Origin of the sequence: Aeromonas sp. NJAU223, from assembly GCF_051125555.1 — a bacterium.
Classification (GTDB): domain Bacteria; phylum Pseudomonadota; class Gammaproteobacteria; order Enterobacterales; family Aeromonadaceae; genus Aeromonas; species Aeromonas veronii_G.
In genome coordinates, this window is record NZ_CP144204.1 from 1,540,348 (window position 1) to 1,559,491 (window position 19,144).

Sequence of the window (19,144 nt, forward strand, 5' to 3'; positions counted from 1 at the left end):
GGGCACCGGCCCCTCGCGCTTGATTAAGGGTTGATCGGGTCTTTAGCCGCGACGGCTCCATCGACGCCAGAACGCCAGCGGCAGCAGCCAGAGCAGATTGAAGGCACCGCCTCCGCTGCTGTCGGGGACGTTGAAGTGAAGGATGCCGTCATCCGGCAGGGGGATGGGCTCGCCGCACTGGGCACCGATGCGCTGGCTGATGCTCCAGCTGTTGAGACGACCCTGTTTGCCGGGGGCGTTGTCGACGATCTCCAGGGTCCATTGGCCCGCCAGTGGCTCGCCATTGAACAGGCTCAGAGACTGGAGGGATTGCAGATCGGTCGGGAAGGTCCCTTTGAGCCGTGGCAGCGGGCTGTGGCCCTTGTCCCAGATCTGCACCCGGGTGCCGGAGGGGGAGTTGAGCCAGATCTCCAGCTCGTCCAGGGCCTCGTGCTGCAAGTCAATATTCAGCAGCAGCTCGCCACTCACGCGGGCATCGCTTCTGGCCATCACCAGGCTGGCCTGACTCAGTCCCTTCTCGTCGGTGCTCTGGGCATCCTTGAGGGTCTGGGCCTGGCCGCTCGCCCGGGCGATGACAGGGGTACCGATGGGCAGGCTCAGGGACTGCTGCCATTGACGCTCGCTCGGACTGGCGCCGGTGAGGCCCAAGGTCAGGGGCAGCTCGGCCACATCGCCACAGGCGAGGGGGCTCTGGGCTTGCAGACGCAGGGTGGTGTTCATGCTGGCCCCCGCCGCCAGGGTGCTGGTCTGCCACTGATAAGGATCGGCCTGCAAGCCGCTCGGCAGGGCCAGGGTCAGGCTGTGCAGGGTCACCGGGCTGTTGCCCGGGTTGCTCAAGGTGAGCACCACGGACTGGGGTTGACCCAGTTCGATGGCACTGCCATCGGCCAGGGCCAGGTTGACGGGGGCCTGCAACAGACCGTGCTGGCGGAACGCCTGCTCCAGATGACGGCCGTAGTGACGGGCCGGATAGAGCCGCTCGGCGGTTTCCACCGTGAGGCGGGCTAGCTGCGGCATCTTGATGGCCGGGCCCAGGCCGAAGTGGGACTCGATGATCAGACGATCGAATTCATCGCGCGCCGCTTCGCCGTGTTCGGCGACCGAGGCCAGCAGGGCCTGGAACAAGGGGGTGCCCCAGAGTTGATCGCCGTTGCTGCCGTTGACGGTTCTGTGGGCCGGGTAGGTGTAGTCCGGGTGGTAGCGGGCGCGCATGTCGTCCAGCTGGCGCGGGGCACGATCGGTGAAACGGGCATCCCAGTTGAATACCAGGGCCGGTTCGAAGTTGCGGCCCGCTTCGCTGCGCTGACGATGGCTGGCGGCCAGATAGTCGCTGAAGCCCTCGCCGATGGCGCCCCAATCCGCCTCGTCCCCCATGTCCGGCACTATGTGGTGCTGCACCGCATGACCGAACTCGTGCCAGACCACCATGGGATCCTCGGCATCGGGCACCCCGCTGCGACCCAGCTCCAGCCTGCGCTCGAAGGGGTCATAGAGGGAGTTGTCCTGATAGCCGGAATCGGTATCGATATCGATGGCACCCGGGATGAGATCCGCAAAGCCGAGCGCCTTGATGTGGCGCTGGGCGAGATCCAGGTGGTAGTAGGCATTGATGTCGGCAAAGCCGATATCATCCCGGGTCAGGCGAAATGCCTGCGGATTGTCGGCGCTGTAGGGTGCCGTGTTGGGCTCCATGGCATCCACCACCCGGGCGTTGGGGCCGCTCAGTACATAGTCGCTGCCGCGCAGGGTGACCGGCAGGGCGACCCTGTCCTGATAGGCGGCATCCGCAAGTACCAGGGATTCGTGCCAGACCAGGCTGGCATCTTGCAACTGGGTGCGGGGGTCCGGATCGAACACCCGCGCCTCTACGCTGACGTCGCCGGCATCGGCAGGGTCCGTCGGCGTGGTGGTGGCGGCATCGAGCCAGCGACCGAGCTCCTGGCTGCCATCACAGCTGGCAAACAGCTGCTGGTAGGCCGCCTTGGCGTTGCCATCCCGATGTTCGCGGATGCGCAGACGCAGGGCCGGCGTCAGGGTCTCCCCGTCGCGCCAGTACCAGGCCTCCACCGGGCCGAGAGAGTCAATCTCGGCTCCCGCATCCCGCAGGCTGGTGAGCAGGGGATCCAGGTCCGTGCTGGGATCGCAGCCGGCCTGGGTGCTCTGGAGCGGGCGCAGGTTGTGATAGAGGCGCCAGGGTTTGCCGGCGGCATCGAGGCTGACGGCGGCCTGGGTGGTGGCCACCGGCAGGCCGTTGACCTGCTGGCGGAAGCTGTAGTGATGGCCGAGCAGGCTGGCCCTGTCATAGTCGGGGGTCAGGGTCACGCCGAGGCGCTGTTCGAGCCAGGCTTGGGGCGTGGTGGAGAGCGGCGCCTCATCGACATAGATGAGCTCGGCCGCGACGAGGGGCTGGGCGAGCAGGGTGGCCGCCAGCCAGAGGGCCAGGGAAGAGGGCTTCATAAATGACTCCAAAACAGGAAGATTGAGTGCTGGCATCAGTGTTTGACTCCGGCCAGATCGAGCAGGAAGGCATACTCCTGGGCTGCCCGCTGGGTGGCGGTGTTGGGGTTGGCCAGGTGCCCCCCCTCGAGCTCGGTGTTGAGCAGATAGGGACCCGTCCCCGTGCTGTGGGCACGCAGGCGGGCCAGCCACTTGAGGGGTTCCCAGTAGGGGACCTGACTGTCATGCAGGCCTGCTGTCACATAAAGTGGCGGATAGTGAGCCTCATGCAGATTGTCATAGGGGCTTAATCGGCGCATGGCAGCATAATCATCGCTATTTGCCGGATTGCCCCACTCCGCATACTCCTGCCGGGTGAGGGGAAGCTCGGGGTCGGTCATGGTGCCCAGCATGTCGACGAAGGGCACTTGCAGCACGGCACCGGCGAAGCGGGTCGGCGCCTGGTTCAAGGCTGCCGCCACCAGCAGGCCGCCAGCGCTGCCGCCCATGGCGAACAGTCGGGCCGGATCGATGGCGGGATCCCGGGAGAGGCTCTCGGCCACCGCCAGGAAGTCATCCACGCTGTGCTGCTTTTGCTGGCCACGGCCTTCCCGATACCAGGGGTCGCCGAGCAGGCCGCCGCCGCGCACATGGGCGATGGCGTAGACGAAGCCGCGATCAAGCAGGCTCAATACCCTGGGCTGGTAGTAGGGGCGCATGGGGGTGCCGTAAGCGCCATAGCCGTAGAGCAGCAGCGCCTTGGGGGTGGTGATGTCCTTGCGCCACACCAGGGAGACGGGCACCTTGACGCCGTCCTTGCCCACTATCCAGCGTCGCTCGCTCTGATAGGGGGAAGCGACGGCCCGGGTGTCATCGTCCTGCCACTGACCCGAGTCCAGACTCAGCCAACGCTGGTGCGGTGCCTCTGCCATGCCCTGACGGCGAATGAGCACCCCTGTGTCGGCCGGATCCTGACTGCCCTGGATCCAGGCCGTGCCGGCGCCCTCGGTCAGGGGAACGCTGTGACGCAGCCTGCCGTCGGCATCCAGCACGTCGAGCCAGTCGTCTCCTTCCTTGCGATATTGCAGCACGGTGTGGTGCTCAAACAGGCGCCACTTCTCGAGGCTGTGACCCTTGCCGGACCAGAGCGGGCGCCAGGGTTGGCTTCCTGCCTCGGCCAGGCTGCCGGCCTGATAGAGACCGAGATCCCCATCCAGATTGCTCTTGATGAGTACCCGATCGCCCTGGGTATCCAGGTAGTACTCGAGCCCGCGCTGGCGAGCCTTGACGAGGGTCGCCTTGCCGTCATCCAGCAGGTATTGCTCCGAGCTGTTGTGGTTGTTGCTCTGCAGGATCAGGTGACGCCGATCCGTGGTGCGGTAGAGGCCGATGAGCCAGGCGGGATCGGCTTCCTCGTACACCAGGGTCTCCTTGCCGTTCTGCCATGCTTGCAGTTGCCAGGGGCGCAGGGTGCTGCGCTCGTTGGCCACCGTGTAGAGGGTCTTGCCGTCCAGGCTCCAGAGCAGATCGCTGGCACGATGGGGCAGAGTTGCCAGGGTTTTGCCGCTCGCAAGGTCCAGCAGGGTGATGCGGTAATCCCGATCGCCACGGCTGTCCTCGGCCAGCGCCAGCCAATGGCCGTTCGGATGCAGCGCCCAGGCGGCAAGCTCGTAGTAGCCCTCTGCCGGTTGGCGCGGCGCCAGCCGCTGGCGTGGCTCCGCCTGCTCGTCCGTGCGCTGCCACAGGCTGCCATCGGCGCCCATGCGCCACTGGCTGCCGGCCTGGCTCAACCACTCCACGGGCATGGGTTCGCCCCTGGCCTGGCGCTGCCACTCCCCTTGCAGGGTCTTGACCAGGGGTTGCAGGCCGGCGAGCCGTTGCTCGGTCCAGCGGTTCTGCTCGCGCAGCAGGGTCAACAGCTCGGGTGAACTGCGACTGTCATCGCGCCAGCCGCCGTAGGGGTCGACCCGGGCGATGCTGCCTTTCATCAGCGCGGGACGCTCCGGGATGAGCGGCGCCTCTTCCTCGGCCAGGGCCGGGATGGCCAGCAGGCTGGCCAGTATCAACAGGCGACGCATCAGAGCCCCACGAAGGTGTAGCGCAGGCTGGCGCTCAGGGAGCGGCCTGTCTGGGTGAACAGATCGGCGTCGGTACCGGCTTCCAGCCCGGCCACATCCTGATAGCGGGTGTAGCGGGTGTCGAACAGGTTATCGAGCTTGAGGTTGACCTTGAGGGCATCGGTCACCTGCCAGTCGGCGGTCATCGCCATGCTGAACCAGCCGGCGCTCTTCAAGCAGTCCCCCTGGCTGCTGGTCAGGCTGTTGCTGCAAGTGGGCACCCGGTTCATGGCGGCGGCGTAGTCCGCCTGCAGGCCGAGGCTCCAGGCATTGGCCTGATAGGTGAGGCGGGTGTTGCCTTCCAGCGGTGTGAGGGTACGCAGGGCCTCGCCCTGACTGTCCTCTCCGTCAACCCAGCCGAGCTTGGTGGCGAGTTCCCACTCCGGGGTCAGCCAGTAGCTGGCGGCCACTTCGGCGCCCCAGGTCTCGGCCTTGGCCACGTTGCGGTACTGACGCAGGTAGACGCCGTCGCGCAGGCGCATGCCCACTTCCCGCCAGTCGATGAAGTTGTAGTAACGGTTGTAGAAGAGGGACGGTTTGATGCTCCAGTTCTCTCCCTCGCCGCTGACCCCCCATTCGAAGCTGTGGCTGGTCTCTTCCTCCAGCTCGGTATTGGCGATGATCTCGAACGGCGGCAGGGCAAAGTAGTGGGGGATGTTGCCGTATACCTTGTCATAGGAGGGGGCGCGGAAGCCGTTGGCGTAGCTCAGCCAGCTGCGCCACTCCTCGTTGAAGCGGTAGCTGGTGGCCAGGCTCGGGGAGAGGTGCCAGCTGTGGTTTTCGCCATTGCTGCCATCGAGGGGCTTGAGCCACTGGTGATCCATGCGCAGGGTAGGGGTGAACTGCCACTGGCCGAGGGAGGCCACGTCACTCAGCCAGACCCCGGCCCGGTCGGTGCGGGCACGGCTGAAGGGGGCGGATTGCTGGGGCTGGGGCACGCCGGCCTCCAGGCTCAGTTTTTCGACCGGTCGCTCGTGGGTGGTGCGCTCCAGCTCCAGGCCGTAACTCAGCTTGTGGGCGATATCACCGGTGACGAGATCCCGGCGCACGTCCAGCTCGGTGCCGACCCTGTCTTCGGTGAAGGTGGCGAGTTCCCGCTCGCTGCGATAGCGGGGATAGCCGCTCAGCAGATCGTTTTGCAGCAGGCTGCGCTTGTTGGCGGTGTTCTTGGAGTGGTTGCCGTAGGCACTCCAGGTAAAGCTGTCGGCCAGCAGGGTGCCAAGGTCGCTGGCCTCCCAGCCGAGCTTGCCCCCCTGGGTTTTCTGGCTGGCATTTTCCCGGTACTGGCGCACCTGCCACTTGCCGTCTGGCTGGGGGACTTCGAGAGGCCCCTGATCCCGCTCGGCATTGTCCTCGAAATAGTCGAGCTCGAGGCGCAGCAGGTGATGGTCGCTTAGCTGGAAGCGGGAGCTGGTGGAGGCACTGAGCCCGTCCAGATCCGCTGGAATGCGGCTCTCGTCATAGTTGGCGGTCTCGTGCCCCTGCCAGCCGGAGACCCGCAGCAGGTGCTCGGTATCCATGATTCTGGCGGCGCCGGTGGCGCTGAGCTTCTGTTTGTCTGAGCTGCCGTCTTGCAGCACCTTGCTGCTGAGGTAGGCATCCTGACCTTGCAGGTAGTCTTCCGGCTGCTTGGTGCTGATGACGATGGTACCGCCGATGGCGTCCGAGCCATGCAGGGATGACCCAGCGCCCTTGGCGACTTCGATCTGCTTGACGTCATCGAGGTCGAAGCTGAAGCGGCCCACCTTGTCGTTGAGATCGTCGGCGCCGAAGCCGTCGCTGACCCGGACCCCGTCCTTGATGATCAGCACCCGGTTGCCGCCCATGCCGCGGATGATGATGTTCTGGGGCCGGCCTGCGGAGCCGGTGACCGAGACACCGGGTTCGTTCTTGAACACGTCGGTGAGTTCGGTCGCCACCTGACGATCCAGGTCTTCCTCGGTGATGACGGTGATGGCACCGGACACGTCGGATAACTTCTGCTCTATTCGCTGGCCCTTGACCACGATGGTCTCGCGCGCCTTGAGTTCCGGATTCATGTCGGTTGAGTCGATCCTCGCCGGATCGCTGGCAGCCAAAGCTGTACCGGACAGCAGCATGGGCCAGTAGTGCAGTAGTGTTTTCATTGTTGATAATGATTGTTATTTAAGCCTGAAGGGCGCGGATTATTGCAGATGAATCTTTTTAGTTCAATGATTGATAATCATTATCATTTTGTTTTTATGATCTTGATCGGATTGGACTTTTTCTGACTGATAACTCATTAGTGGTTGATGAGGTATTCCGGATGGAAATCGAAAAGCAGCGCAAACGTCTGCGGGACAGAAGGGGAAAGGTGGGCCCGGGAGGCCATAAAAAAGCCCGCCATGAAGGCGGGCCTGGTGACACTTATCGCATCGATCAGGGGGAGCGATAGAAGCGATTGAGCTCGTTCATCACCTGGATCATGGCCCCCATATCCGGCGTACCGTGTTTGATGGGTTTGTAGCTCGCGCGATCCAGCAACTCGAAATCCCCCTGCTTGTTGAAGTGGGTGATGGTGTTGTCCTGGTAGATGGCGAAGTCATTCTGATCCCCCGCCAGCAGCCAGTTGCGCGGACTGATATCGAACAGGCTGCGGCCAATGCTGTAGTCTCGCGGCGGGTTGCGCACGCCCAGCATACCCTTCATCAGGGTCGGCACCAGATCCAGGTGGCTGCTGGCCTGCTCCTGAGGCTTCTCCTCGGCCCCTGGCCAGGCGAGTACGAAGGGCACCTGCACCTGATAGGGGGAGTAGTTGCTGCCATAGCCCCAGCTGTTGCTCTGGGTTTCGTTGAACTCCTGACCATGATTGGAGGTGATGACGACGATGGTCTTCTCGCTCAGGCCCTGCTGCTGCAACTGATCCAGCATCTGCTCGAGCAGCTGATCCGTATAGAAGACGGTATTCTTGTAGCGATTCTCCAGCTTCTGCAGATTCTCGGACCGATAGGCCGTCGCCGGGTTGAAGCGGGTCAGCTCAGGCTGGAAGGGACCCTTCACATCGGCGGGCACCTGATAATCCCCGGGGCTCGACAGATAGACCAGGGAGAACCAGGGGCGATCGGTCGAGCGCTTGCCGAGCCACTGCTGCCAGTCGCCGATGAGGCGGGTATCGTCGGTCTGCTCGGAGACAAACACCTGCTTGCGCAGGCCGGCCAGCAGGCTCTGGCGGTACTTCTGGGCATCTTCCAGCGAGCCGAACAGGCCAAACTGGTAGTCCTGGCGCAGCATCTCGTCAAACAGCACCGGGGGGCGCTTGTCGGCACTGATGTCGTCGTAATAGTGGCCGGGCAACCCGTAGAAGAGCCCGAACATCCCCATGACATCGTCATTGCCGCCACTCATGTGTTGGCGGAAATTGAGATGATTGTCTGCGTAGCGCTGCAGATTGGGCATGTTGATGTTGTTGAGCATGTCCGCCCGCAGGGAATCCACCACGACGACCAGCAGGTTCATGTGCTCGACTGGGGCGCTCACGTTGAGGGGGCGCAGGGGATAGATCAGCCTGTGTTCGGCACTGCCCTGGCTCTCGGCCTTCTTCTCGTACTGTTCCAGATCCAGCCAGCCGTGCTTGGCCAGGAAGCTGCGCGCGGTCATGGGGTAGGAGAGGGGGAAGTTGGCCCGCTGCATGGTGATGGGCTGATAGAGGGTCGCATCGGCCCAGCTGTTGACCAGATGGGTCAGGATGAAGCAGACCAGCAGGGCCAGCCCGACCTGATTGCCGTACTGGCGGCGCTTGCGCTTGTTGATCTTGCGCCACACATAGGCCGACAGCAGCAGCTCAAGCAGGAAGATGGTGGGCACCGCCACGAAGATGATGCTCCAGATTGAGCCCTCCTCGGTCTGGGCCTGATCCAGCAGCAATTGCCACACCTGACCGTTCAGGTGGAACTTGAACAGCTGGAACACCTGGGTGTCGATGAGCAGCAGCACCAGCGCCAGGGTGGCGATGATGGCCGAGGTGAAACGCAGCACCCGCTCCTTGGGCAGCACGAAGCTCAAGGGGAAGATGGTCAACAGATAGGTGACGAAGCTCAGGAACGAGAAATGCCCTATCCAGCTGATGATGAGATAGGTGACACCGAGCGTGGTCGATGGCCAGCTGATGGAGCCCAGATAACGGGTGGCGATCAGCATGGCCAGGATGATGTTGAAGAAGGAGAACCAATGCCCCCAGGTGATCAGGCGAGAGACATTATCACGATAGGGGTTGCCGGTTTCGACCATAGTGATCCATCAGGGTTGAGAAACGTCAAAGAATGCGAAGAAACTCAGTGAGCATCGTGACGAAGACTCACCGAGGCGGTGAGCGCCTGGATGTACTTCTCGGTGATCGCCTGACGCTGGGCCGGGGCCATACCGTTGATGATATTGGTGGTCAGGTTGCCAAGCACCATCAGACTGAGATCCACCGGGGCCTTGTGCTTTTCCAGGGCGGTGATCAGGTCGTTCATCAGGGCGTCAAACTGCTCGTTATTGTACTTTGATACGATGGGCATAATCTTCAGTTCATCTCGGTTCAAAGCGCCTTATAATACTTCACCCTTTCGGCTAACACTATGGCTTTGTGACATGAGTCTCGATATCGACAAGATCATTCTTCACTCCCTGCGCCAGGGCGGCGATGGTCAACCGCACGCCGACACCCGCAGCCAGACCCTGCCCGCAGACGAGGCGGTGCAAGGGCTGATGGCTGAACTGCATCGCATCTACAACGGCAAGGGTGGCAAGGGCTTCGGCTTCTTCGCGGACCCGGAAGCCGCCGTCGCCGAGCTGGCAGAAGGGAGCGATGCCCCCAAACAGCCTTCCCCCGCATTTCGCATCGCCCTCGAACAGCTGCTCGCCGAGCAGACCGAGTTCGTTCCCTTCTCCGTGACCATGACCCAGCTGCTGGTGAAGAATTTGGTGGAACATGCCCTGGGAGAGCAGGGGGTGCTGCTGTTTGCCAAATACAACTATGTGGGGGTTGATTATCTGATGGTCGCCCTCCTGGAGGGCAAGGAGAGCGTCACCGTCAGCGAGGCACTGGAGCTGCGTCATATCCAGTATCTGGATATCGGCAAACTCAATCTGGTGGCCCGCATCGATCTGACCGAGTGGAAGACCCAGCCCGATTCCCGCCGTTATATTACCTTCAGCAAGGGGCGGGTCGGCCGCAAACTGGGGGACTTCTTCATGGATTATCTGGGTGCCCGTGAAGGCATGGATGCCAAGGTGCAAAACAAGGGATTGCTGCAGGCGGTGGACGATTATTGCGACAGCCGCCAACTCGAGCCCGCCGAGCGCCATGATTACAAGAAACAGGTCTTCCAATATTGCACCGAGCAAGCCAGTGCCGGTGCAGAAATAGAGATAAAAGAACTCTCGGCTGAACTGGCTGCAAAAGATGAAGGAGATCTCGACTTCTACAGTTTCATCGGCCAGGAATATGAACTGGAGGATCGTTTCCCGGCGGACAGGTCCACCCTGCGGGGGCTCACCAAATTTGTCGGTTCAGGCGGTGGTCTGACCCTGAGCTTCGAGCAGAAGCTATTGAACAGCCGCGTGTTTTACGATCCCCAGACCGACACGCTGACCATCCGTGGCGTCCCCCCCAACCTCAAGGATCAACTGCTGCGCCAGTCATAATGTGATCCACTCTTCATTTTCGGCAAAAAGACACCCGGGCTGCCCCGGGTGTCTTTTTATTTATGGGGTTGGCGCACATCGAAATGGACTCGGTACTTTGTTAACACATTGGACAAAATAAAGGGTTTGAAAGGGCTTTCATGGGGGTGAAACCCCTTTCATTCATGAAATTTTATTACCGATTGGTAATTTTATTTCCTTGTGGAGTCAAAAATACGGGAATAAACCCCCGGTATTCGCGGAAATAAGAAAATGTTTTCAGAACTTTCTGGAAGAAAATACGTAATTGCATTTCAAAAATGCGAGGCGTGTCATGTGAGGCATGCACGGCTTGGGATAATATTCACTTGCACACAATGCTCTTACAGCGCGGAACTTATACAAGGAAAGGCTCATGAAAAAGAAATTGCTGTCATCCCTGATCGGTCTGGCTACTCTGGGTGTGGCTTGCTCTGCCACGGCTGCCATTGACGAAGGTCAGCTGACCATCTGGATCAACGGTGACAAGGGCTATAACGGCCTGGCCGAAGTCGGCAAGAAATTCGAAGCGGAGACCGGCATCAAGGTGACCGTGGCTCACCCGGATCAGGTTGAAGTGAAATTCCAGCAAGCCGCTGCCACCGGCAACGGTCCCGACATCTTCTTCTGGGCTCACGACCGTTACGGTGAGTGGGTCAAGGCCGGTCTGCTGGTGCCGGTGACCCCGAATGCCGCCGAGAAGGCCAAGTTCGAGCAGTTCGCCTGGGACGCCATGACCGTCGACGGCAAGACCTACGGCTACCCGGTTGCAGTTGAAGCCGTCAGCCTGATTTACAACAAGGATCTGCTGCCGAACCCGCCGAAGACCTTCGAAGAGATCGCCAAGATCGACGAAGATCTGAAGAAGAATGGCAAGCGCGCCATCATGTGGGCCTATGACACCCCCTACTTCAGCTATCCCCTGGTGGCTGCCAACGGTGGTTATGCCTTCAAGAAGACCGCCACCGGTTATGACGTGAAAGACACCGGCGTGAACAACGCGGGTGCCAAGGCGGGCGTGGGCTACATCTCCGAGATGATCAAGTCCGGTCACCTGGAGAAGGGCATCGACTACGGTGTCATGGATGCCAAGTTCAACAAGGGCGAAGTGGCCATGATGATCAACGGTCCCTGGGCCTGGAGCAACCTGGACAAGAGCGGCATCAAGTACGGCGTAGCGCCGCTGCCGACCCTGCAGGGCAAACCGGCCAAGGCCTTCGTTGGCGTACTGGGTGCGACCATCAACGCTGCCAGCCCGAATAAGGACCTGGCCATCGAGTTCCTCGAGAACTATCTGCTGACCGATGCCGGTCTGGCGCCGGTGAATGCCGACAAGCCGCTGGGTGCCGTGGCATTGAAGTCCTTCCAGAAGACCCTGGAAGCGGATGCCAACATCAAGGCCACCATGCAGAACGCCCAGAATGGCGAGCCGATGCCGTCCGTGCCTGAGATGAGCCGTTTCTGGTCCTCCTTCGAAACTGCCCTCAAGAACGTCACCTCTGGCCGTCAGAGCGTTGACGAAGCCCTGGATACTGCAGCCAAGCGTATCGTCCAGTAAGCATGCACTACCCGGGAGGCCTTCGGGCCTCCCACTCTCTCAACTCTCTCTTGGCGTAATAAAGGTTAATTGGCATGGAAGTAGTACCTTCTATTGAATCCTATGCCGGTCCGAAGGCTAAGCACTCCTGGCTCAAGTGGACCATCGCTGCCCTGGTCGCCATCCTCAACGGCTATGCCGCCGTGATGATGTATGCCAGCGGTGAGTGGGTGTTCGCGCTGCTGGATCTGGTGGTGGTTTCCGTCGGGCTGTATGTCTTCATGAACAAGAAGACCTATGCCCACCGCTATATCTTCCCCGGTGTGGCTGGCATGGTGGTGTTTATCATCTTCCCTCTTGCCTACACGATCGGCATCGCCTTCACCAACTATTCGGGCACCAACTTGCTCTCCCTCGAGCAGGCACGCAATTTCCATCTGAAAAAGATCTACAAGGTGGCGGGGGGCGAATTCGACTTCACCCTGCTGGGTGGGGACAAGGGTCAGTACCAGTTGCTGTTGCAGCAGGATGACCAATCCTTCATCAGCCAGCCTCTTCACCTGCAGAACAACAAGGCGCACACCCTGGCCGTTCGCGAGGGCAGCGCACCGAGTGAGCCTGAAACCGTGCAACTGCAGCCCCTGAACGGGGAAGCGGTCGGCCAGGCGGCGCCCATTCGCGCCATCGTCGATCACCGCAGCCATCTCAATGCCCTGGATCTGGTGCTGCCGGACGGCAGCGTGCACCTGACCATGAGCAGCCTGCGCAAGTTTGCGGCGCAAAAACCGCTCTACACCCAGCTGGTGGACGGCGCAGTGCTCAAGTCCGGGGTCATGATCAAGGATGTCAACCTGCTGCGTGACAACCAGACTGGCGAGCTGATGCTGCCCAACCCCGACACCGGCTTCTACCAGTACATCGACGCGGATGGCCAGTTCGTCGGCAAGGGGCTGGCACCGGGCTTCGTGGTCAGCGTGGGCTGGAAGAACTTCGTGCGGATCATGACAGACCCGGGTATCCAGGGTCCCTTCATGCAGATCTTCGTCTGGACGGTGATCTTCTCCGCCTGCTCCGTGGCCTTCACCCTGGCCATCGGCATGGTGATGGCCTGCCTGGTACAGTGGGAACAACTGCGCGGCCGTGGTTTCTACCGGGTCATGCTGATCCTGCCCTATGCCATACCGGCGTTCATCTCCATCCTGGTGTTCAAGGGCTTGTTCAACCAGAACTTCGGCGAGATCAACCTGTTCCTGGAAGCGGCGTTCGGCATCAAGCCGGACTGGTACACCACCCCCTTCCTGGCCAAGATGATGATCCTCATCGTCAACACCTGGCTCGGCTACCCCTACATGATGATCCTCTGCATGGGCCTGCTCAAGGCGATTCCGGAAGATCTCTATGAGGCATCCGCCATGGACGGGGCGGGTCCGGTACAGAACTTCTTCAAGATCACGGTACCGCTGTTGATGAAGCCGCTGACGCCGCTGCTCATCGCGTCGTTTGCCTTCAACTTCAACAACTTCGTGCTTATCCAGCTGTTGACCAACGGAGCACCGGACATCATCGGGGCCAGTACCCCGGCCGGTACCACGGATCTGCTGGTGAACTACACCTACCGGATCGCGTTCCAGGGTTCGGGTGGTCAGGACTACGGTCTGGCCAGTGCCATCGCTACCGCCATCTTCCTGATCGTCGGCGCGCTCGCACTGCTCAACCTGAAATTGTCCAAAGCGGACAAGCTGTAAGGAGGCTCGAAAATGGCTATCGTACAACCCAAATCAGTCAAATACCGGGTGTGGGCAACCCACCTGGTCATGTGGGCCTTCCTGGCGCTGATCATCTTCCCGGTGATCATGGTCATCGCCATCTCGTTCCGTAACGGCAACTTCTCGGTGGGGGAGATCATCCCCACCAATCCGACCCTGGATCACTGGAAGCTGGCGCTCGGCATGTCCATCACCAACGCCGACGGCAGCATCACGCCGCCGCCGTTCCCGGTGCTGACCTGGTTGTGGAACTCCATCAAGATCGCGGGCATCACCGCCCTGATGATAGTGGTGCTCTCCACCACCTGTGCCTATGCCTTTGCCCGCCTGCGTTTTCGTGGCAAGCAGACCATCTTGCAGGGGATGCTGATCTTCCAGATGTTCCCGGCGGTGCTGGCCCTGGTGGCCATCTATGCGCTGTTCAACAAGATTGGGGACTACATTCCCTGGCTCGGCCTAAACACCCACGGCGGCCTGATCCTGGCCTACATGGGAGGCATCGCCCTGCACGTGTGGACCATCAAGGGCTACTTCGAGACCATCGACTCCTCCCTGGAGGAAGCGGCGGCCATCGACGGTGCGACGCCCTGGCAGGCATTCAGGCTGATCCTGCTGCCCCTGTCGGTGCCCATCCTGGCGGTGGTGTTCATTCTGGCCTTCATCGGTTCCATCACCGAGGTGCCCGTGGCGTCCATCCTGCTGTCGGATGTGAACAACCTGACCCTGGCGGTCGGTGCCCAGCAATACCTCTATCCGCAGAACTATCTGTGGGGTGACTTCGCCGCAGCAGCAGTGCTGTCTGGTTTGCCGATCACCGTCGTATTCCTGCTGGCACAGCGCTGGTTGGTAGGTGGTCTCACTGCCGGTGGCGTCAAAGGTTAAGGTTCATGGCCGGGGAGGCTTCTCCCCCCGCCATCACGATTTGCAAAGATTCAAGAGCGGAGCTCGACATGGCTGAAGTAGTACTCAACAAGGTTCGCAAGAACTATGATCCGGCGGTCCACAAGGACACCCTGCGCAACATCAATCTGGCCATCAAGGAAGGGGAGTTCATCGTCTTCGTCGGCCCGTCCGGCTGTGGCAAGTCCACCCTGCTGCGGATGATCGCGGGCCTGGAAGACATCACCAGCGGCGAGCTGACCATCGGCGGTCGCTACATGAACGACGTGCCGCCGGTGGAGCGCAACGTGGGCATGGTGTTCCAGTCCTACGCCCTCTACCCGCACATGAACATCTACGAGAACATGGCCTTCGGCCTCAAGCTCAAGAAGATGGACAAGGAGAACATCCACAAGCGGGTGATGCGCGCCGCCGAGATCCTCGGCCTCGAGCCCCTGCTCGACCGTAAGCCCAAGGCCCTGTCCGGCGGTCAGCGCCAGCGGGTGGCCATCGGTCGCTCCATCGTCCAGCAGCCTCAGGTGTTCCTGTTCGACGAACCGCTGTCGAACCTGGATGCGGCCCTGCGGGTCAAGATGCGCATCGAGATTGCCAAGCTGCACAAGGAGCTCAACTCCACCATCATCTACGTGACCCACGATCAGGTGGAGGCCATGACCCTGGCCAACCGCATCGTGGTGCTGAGCCCTCTCAAGGGTGAGGCCGAGACCAACCTGGAACAGTTCGGCACCCCGCTCGAGCTCTACCACAACCCGGACAACAAGTTCGTGGCGGGCTTCATCGGCTCTCCCAAGATGAACTTCCTCTCCGGCGAGTTGCAGGAGATCGGTGAGCAGGAAGCCGTGGTCAAGCTGACTTCCGGCGATACCGTGCGGGTGCGGGTGGATGCCCGCCGCGGTGCGGTCGGTGACAAGGTGGAACTGGGCATTCGCCCCGAGCACCTGGTGCCGCTGGATCACGCCCATGCCGACAGCAAGGTAAGCGGTATGGTGCAGGTGGCCGAGCACCTGGGAGCCGAGTCCTTCGTCTACATGGACGTGGATGGTCACGACTTCACCGTCAAGGCGAGCTCTGACGTGGACGTGGCCACCGGCCAGACCTACAGCGTCGGCATCCCGGCCGAGGCCTGCTACCTGTTCGATGCCAAGGAGCAAGCCTTCCCGCGCACGGCCAAATATATCCGCGTCTGATGACGCCAGGTTTTCCGTTATCTTCAATGCCTTTTGCCGGTCTGACGACCGGCTTTTTATTGCCCGCTCGCAGGCTGGCCGGAGGCCTCGCCCGTCTGGGGAGGTCAGGCGCCTGCCCCTCGTGCTACACTGGCGCCAGCTAGCGGGTCATAGGAGAAAACATGAAGAAAATGATGGAGATAGCAGGGCGTCGCCTGGCCTATCTGGATGAAGGGCAGGGGCCTGTGCTGCTGCTGGGGCACAGCTATCTGTGGGACAGCACCATGTGGGCGCCGCAGATCGAGGCTCTCAAGGGGCAGTACCGCTGCATCGTGCCTGAGCTCTGGGGTCACGGGGATTCAGATCCCGTGCCGGAGGGCCCCTGCACCCTGGCCACCCTGGCCCGGGATCACCTGGCCCTGCTCGATGCCCTCGGCGTCGAGGAGTTCGTGCTCATCGGCCTCTCCATCGGCGGCATGTGGGGCATGGAGCTGGCCAGACTGGCGCCGACCCGTCTCAAGGGATTGGTGTTGATGGACACCTTCGTCGGCTGGGAGCCCCAGATCACCTGCGAGCGCTATCTCGCCATGCTCGCCGCCATCGAGCAGCGGGGCAACCTGCCGCCTCCCATCATCGATCAGGTGGCGCCGCTGTTTTTCGCCAACCAGCCGGATCCGGCCCTGATGGCCGGTTTCAAGGCTCGGCTGGCGAACTGGCCGCTGGACAAGGTGGCCAGCCTGGTGGCGGTGGGGCGCAGCTTCGTGACCCGGGAGGATCGCATGGAGTGGCTCGAAGAGATCACAGTGCCGAGCCTGGTGATGACAGGCTGCGAGGACAAGGCGCGTCCCGTGCTGGAAGGCTACCTGATGGCCGAGACCCTCGGCTGCCCCTTCAAGGAGATCCCGGCGGCGGGCCATATCTCGACCCTGGAGAACCCGGCATTCGTCAACCAGGCGCTGGCGGCGTTTCTCGCGGCGCTCTGAGGCGTGCCGGCCACGACCTGATTGCGAAGAAGGGAGCCTCGGGCTCCCTTCTCGTTATGTTGCACCGTTACCAGATGTATCCGACGCCGACCCCGGCATAGAACTCGCCCTGGTGTTGCACCAGGGGGCTGTCTGCGATGTCGTCGTCATAGCGCTCGTAGTTGAAGCCAAACCCGCCAATCCAGTTGGGACTGAAGCGGTAGCTGCCGATGATGGAGGCCATGGGGGAGAGGGTGGTGCCGGTATTCCACTGGGGACGACCGGGGGCCACTTCATCCGCCCCGATGCCGCCGAAATAGTAGTTCGCCAGATTGTGGCTGCGCAGCATCAGACCCGCCCCCGGCATCAGCAGCAGGCGGCCTCGCACTATGGGGAAGTTGGCCCAGAGCATCACCTCCTGGCCGTTGCTGGTACCGGTGACATCCGTGGTGGCCCGCATCGACCAGAGGGCATAGGGGGTGATGAGATCCGCGCCAAAGCCTGCCTCGAACTCCCCTTTGCGTTTCTCCATGCCGGTGAAATAGGCATCGTCATCGGGATCCAGGTTGCCAAAGCGCACCCGCCCGAAGGCATAGGTCGACAGCCCGCCATCCCGGCTGAGGTAGTAACGGGCCCGATCCCCCAGGTACATCAGGTTGTCGCCAAAATAGAGGGCCCCCGGGATGGGGAGCAGGGCATCATCCTGATACTGATAACGGGCCTGGCCGCCGAGGACCACGCCGCCCAGCACCAATCCCTTGGGGATGGGGCTGCTCGGGCTGTCGCTGGAGAAGGCGCTGAGAGCACCGATGTCGATGTCGGCCCGGGCCGGGGCGACGAGCAACAGGCTCAGGAGTGCGGGGAGACAGGCGTGGCGCAAGGAGACAGGGGGCATCAAGGGATCCTTTTGGGTTTTCAGGCCGGGGCGTAGGTGGAGTCTTCGTCAGTGAAGCGTGTTTTTGCTGTGAATTCAAGTCGATAGCCGCAGGAATTCAGGTTGGTGTCAGCAAGTGGGGGCTAAGGGGGGAGGAAAGTACGCCGGTGTGTCCAACCACGTCGCGGGGGAGAGTAAATACGCAAAGAGGCAACAAGAAGAGAGGCCGGGGCCTCTCTTCTTGTTGGATTGTCATGGGGCTTATGGCGCGGGGCGGGGCAGCTCCTCGCGCTTGGGCCAGGCATTGATCACCGCCTTGACCAGGGTGGCGAGGGGAATGGCGAAGAAGATCCCCCAGAAGCCCCAGAGGCCGCCAAACACCAGCACGGCGATGATGATGGCCACAGGGTGCAGGTTGACCGCCTCGGAGAAGAGCAGGGGCACCAGCAGGTTGCCATCCAGCCCCTGGATGACCAGATAGGCCACCATCAGCCAGGCGAAGTCCGGGGTCAGCCCCCACTGGAACAGGGCCACCATGGCCACGGGCACGGTCACCGCCACCGCCCCTATGTAGGGGATGAGCACGGAGAAGCCCACCGCCACCGCCAGCAGCACCGAGTAGCGCAGCCCCATCAGGGCGAAGGGCACATAGGTGGCGATGCCGACGATGAGGATCTCGATCACCTTGCCGCGGATGTAATTGATGATCTGGTCGTTCATCTCCACCCAGACCCGGTTCACCAGGGTGCGGTTGCGCGGCAGGAAGCGGCGCAGCCCTCCCATCAGAACCTGCTTGTCCTTGAGCATGAAGAACACCATCAGGGGCACCAGGATGGCGTAGACCAGGATGGCGACCACGTTGACCAGGGAGCTCAGGGAAGCGCTCACCAACTGCTCGCCCCCCGCCAAGATGCGCTGGCGGATGTTGTCGATGATGGTCTCGACCAGGCTGACGTCGATGATCTCCGGGTACTTCTCCGGCAGGGCACGCACATAGTCCTGAGCGTGGTTGAGCATGGCCGGCGCTTCCTTGGCCAGGTTGATGCCCTGGCTCACCAGGGTCGGAATGAGCCCGAGGAAGGCCGTCACGGTGAGGGCGATGAACAGCAGCAGTACCAGGCTGGTGGCCAGGGTGCGAGAAAGCCCGGCCCGCTGCAATCGGCTCACCGGCCACTCCAGCAGGTAGGCCATCACCAGTGCGACCAGCAGCGGCGCCAGGATGTCGCCAAACAGCCAGAGCACGGCGAAGCAGAACACCAGCAGCAGGAACAGGGTGACCGCATCGGGATCGGAGAAGCGGGTCTGGTACCAGCGCTTCAGGACTTCTAACATCGGAGCTTCCTTACATTACTGGGGCATGGGATGACATGCGCCCGACGACGGTGTGCAAAGAGACGCATCATGACGAGGGACTGCTGACCACCAGTTGCAGCCTTAGACAGGTCTCGGTTTCCTGCAACGGTTGTACCTGATGGCCCTGTCGGCGCAACCAGACGGGAATGTCCTGTCTGGAACCCGCATCGGCCAGCAGGAGCTGCACGCACTGGCCGTCATGGGCCGCCCTCAGCCAGAGCTTGAGCCGGATCAGGGGCTCGGGGCAACGCCAGGGGGTCAGGTCGAGCTGTTCCCAGTGCTGTTCCATCTCGGGGAGGGCTCCATCGCGTATGATGGCCGTCATTATGGCCGCGATGGCAGGATGAAACAACGCTTGTAGGCCTT

At 61.8% G+C, this 19,144-nt stretch carries 14 protein-coding genes; 6 read left to right on the plus strand and 8 right to left on the minus strand.

Translation table 11 applies throughout. The features are described 5' to 3' along the window. Positions 1-42: 42 nt before the first annotated feature. The 5 genes from VZC39_RS07230 to VZC39_RS07250 form a co-directional block, all read right to left on the minus strand. Positions 43-2,457 carry a proprotein convertase P-domain-containing protein gene (locus VZC39_RS07230; protein WP_349921716.1) on the minus strand — a complete coding sequence of 805 codons (2,415 nt, stop codon included), beginning with the start codon at positions 2,455-2,457 and terminating at the stop codon, positions 43-45. A 35-nt stretch (positions 2,458-2,492) separates the two neighbouring features. After that, positions 2,493-4,514 carry a prolyl oligopeptidase family serine peptidase gene (locus tag VZC39_RS07235; protein ID WP_434667061.1) on the minus strand — a complete coding sequence of 674 codons (2,022 nt, stop codon included), beginning with the start codon at positions 4,512-4,514 and terminating at the stop codon, positions 2,493-2,495. Continuing rightward, on the minus strand, positions 4,514-6,679 hold the full coding sequence (locus tag VZC39_RS07240; RefSeq protein WP_349921718.1) for a TonB-dependent hemoglobin/transferrin/lactoferrin family receptor: 2,166 nt from the start codon (positions 6,677-6,679) through the stop codon (positions 4,514-4,516). Before VZC39_RS07240 ends, VZC39_RS07235 begins: the two co-directional genes overlap by 1 nt. Before the next feature lie 274 nt (positions 6,680-6,953). After that, on the minus strand, positions 6,954-8,801 hold the full coding sequence (locus VZC39_RS07245) for a DUF3413 domain-containing protein (protein ID WP_349921719.1): 1,848 nt from the start codon (positions 8,799-8,801) through the stop codon (positions 6,954-6,956). Between the two features lie 44 nt (positions 8,802-8,845). After that, positions 8,846-9,073, minus strand: coding sequence for a DUF1414 domain-containing protein (locus VZC39_RS07250; RefSeq protein ID WP_349921720.1), 228 nt, complete (start codon positions 9,071-9,073; stop codon positions 8,846-8,848). 73 nt (positions 9,074-9,146) lie between these two features. On the opposite strand from VZC39_RS07250, the gene yejK reads away from it, so the two are divergent. The 6 genes from yejK (at position 9,147) to VZC39_RS07280 (ending at position 16,572) form a co-directional block, all read left to right on the plus strand. Beyond that, on the plus strand, positions 9,147-10,202 hold the full coding sequence (yejK, locus tag VZC39_RS07255; RefSeq protein ID WP_434667066.1) for a nucleoid-associated protein YejK: 1,056 nt from the start codon (positions 9,147-9,149) through the stop codon (positions 10,200-10,202). 394 nt (positions 10,203-10,596) lie between these two features. Next, on the plus strand, positions 10,597-11,778 hold the full coding sequence (malE, locus tag VZC39_RS07260; protein WP_349921722.1) for a maltose/maltodextrin ABC transporter substrate-binding protein MalE: 1,182 nt from the start codon (positions 10,597-10,599) through the stop codon (positions 11,776-11,778). A gap of 74 nt (positions 11,779-11,852) precedes the next feature. Beyond that, positions 11,853-13,502 carry a maltose ABC transporter permease MalF gene (malF, locus tag VZC39_RS07265; protein WP_434667070.1) on the plus strand — a complete coding sequence of 550 codons (1,650 nt, stop codon included), beginning with the start codon at positions 11,853-11,855 and terminating at the stop codon, positions 13,500-13,502. A gap of 12 nt (positions 13,503-13,514) precedes the next feature. Beyond that, positions 13,515-14,405 carry a maltose ABC transporter permease MalG gene (gene malG / locus VZC39_RS07270; RefSeq protein WP_349921724.1) on the plus strand — a complete coding sequence of 297 codons (891 nt, stop codon included), beginning with the start codon at positions 13,515-13,517 and terminating at the stop codon, positions 14,403-14,405. Positions 14,406-14,473: 68 nt separating this feature from the next. Beyond that, positions 14,474-15,610, plus strand: coding sequence for an ABC transporter ATP-binding protein (locus tag VZC39_RS07275; protein ID WP_349921725.1), 1,137 nt, complete (start codon positions 14,474-14,476; stop codon positions 15,608-15,610). Between the two features lie 161 nt (positions 15,611-15,771). Then, complete coding sequence (locus VZC39_RS07280; RefSeq protein ID WP_434667074.1) at positions 15,772-16,572, plus strand: alpha/beta fold hydrolase; 801 nt, start codon at positions 15,772-15,774, stop codon at positions 16,570-16,572. A 67-nt stretch (positions 16,573-16,639) separates the two neighbouring features. Here VZC39_RS07280 and VZC39_RS07285 read toward each other — a convergent pair whose 3' ends face one another. The 3 genes from VZC39_RS07285 to VZC39_RS07295 form a co-directional block, all read right to left on the minus strand. Further along, positions 16,640-17,446, minus strand: a complete 807-nt coding sequence (locus tag VZC39_RS07285; protein WP_349921727.1) for a MipA/OmpV family protein — start codon at positions 17,444-17,446, stop codon at positions 16,640-16,642. 240 nt (positions 17,447-17,686) lie between these two features. Next, positions 17,687-18,757, minus strand: coding sequence for an AI-2E family transporter (locus VZC39_RS07290; RefSeq protein ID WP_349921728.1), 1,071 nt, complete (start codon positions 18,755-18,757; stop codon positions 17,687-17,689). A 67-nt stretch (positions 18,758-18,824) separates the two neighbouring features. Beyond that, on the minus strand, positions 18,825-19,067 hold the full coding sequence (locus VZC39_RS07295; protein WP_349921729.1) for a sulfurtransferase TusA family protein: 243 nt from the start codon (positions 19,065-19,067) through the stop codon (positions 18,825-18,827). Between the last annotated feature and the right edge of the window lie 77 nt (positions 19,068-19,144).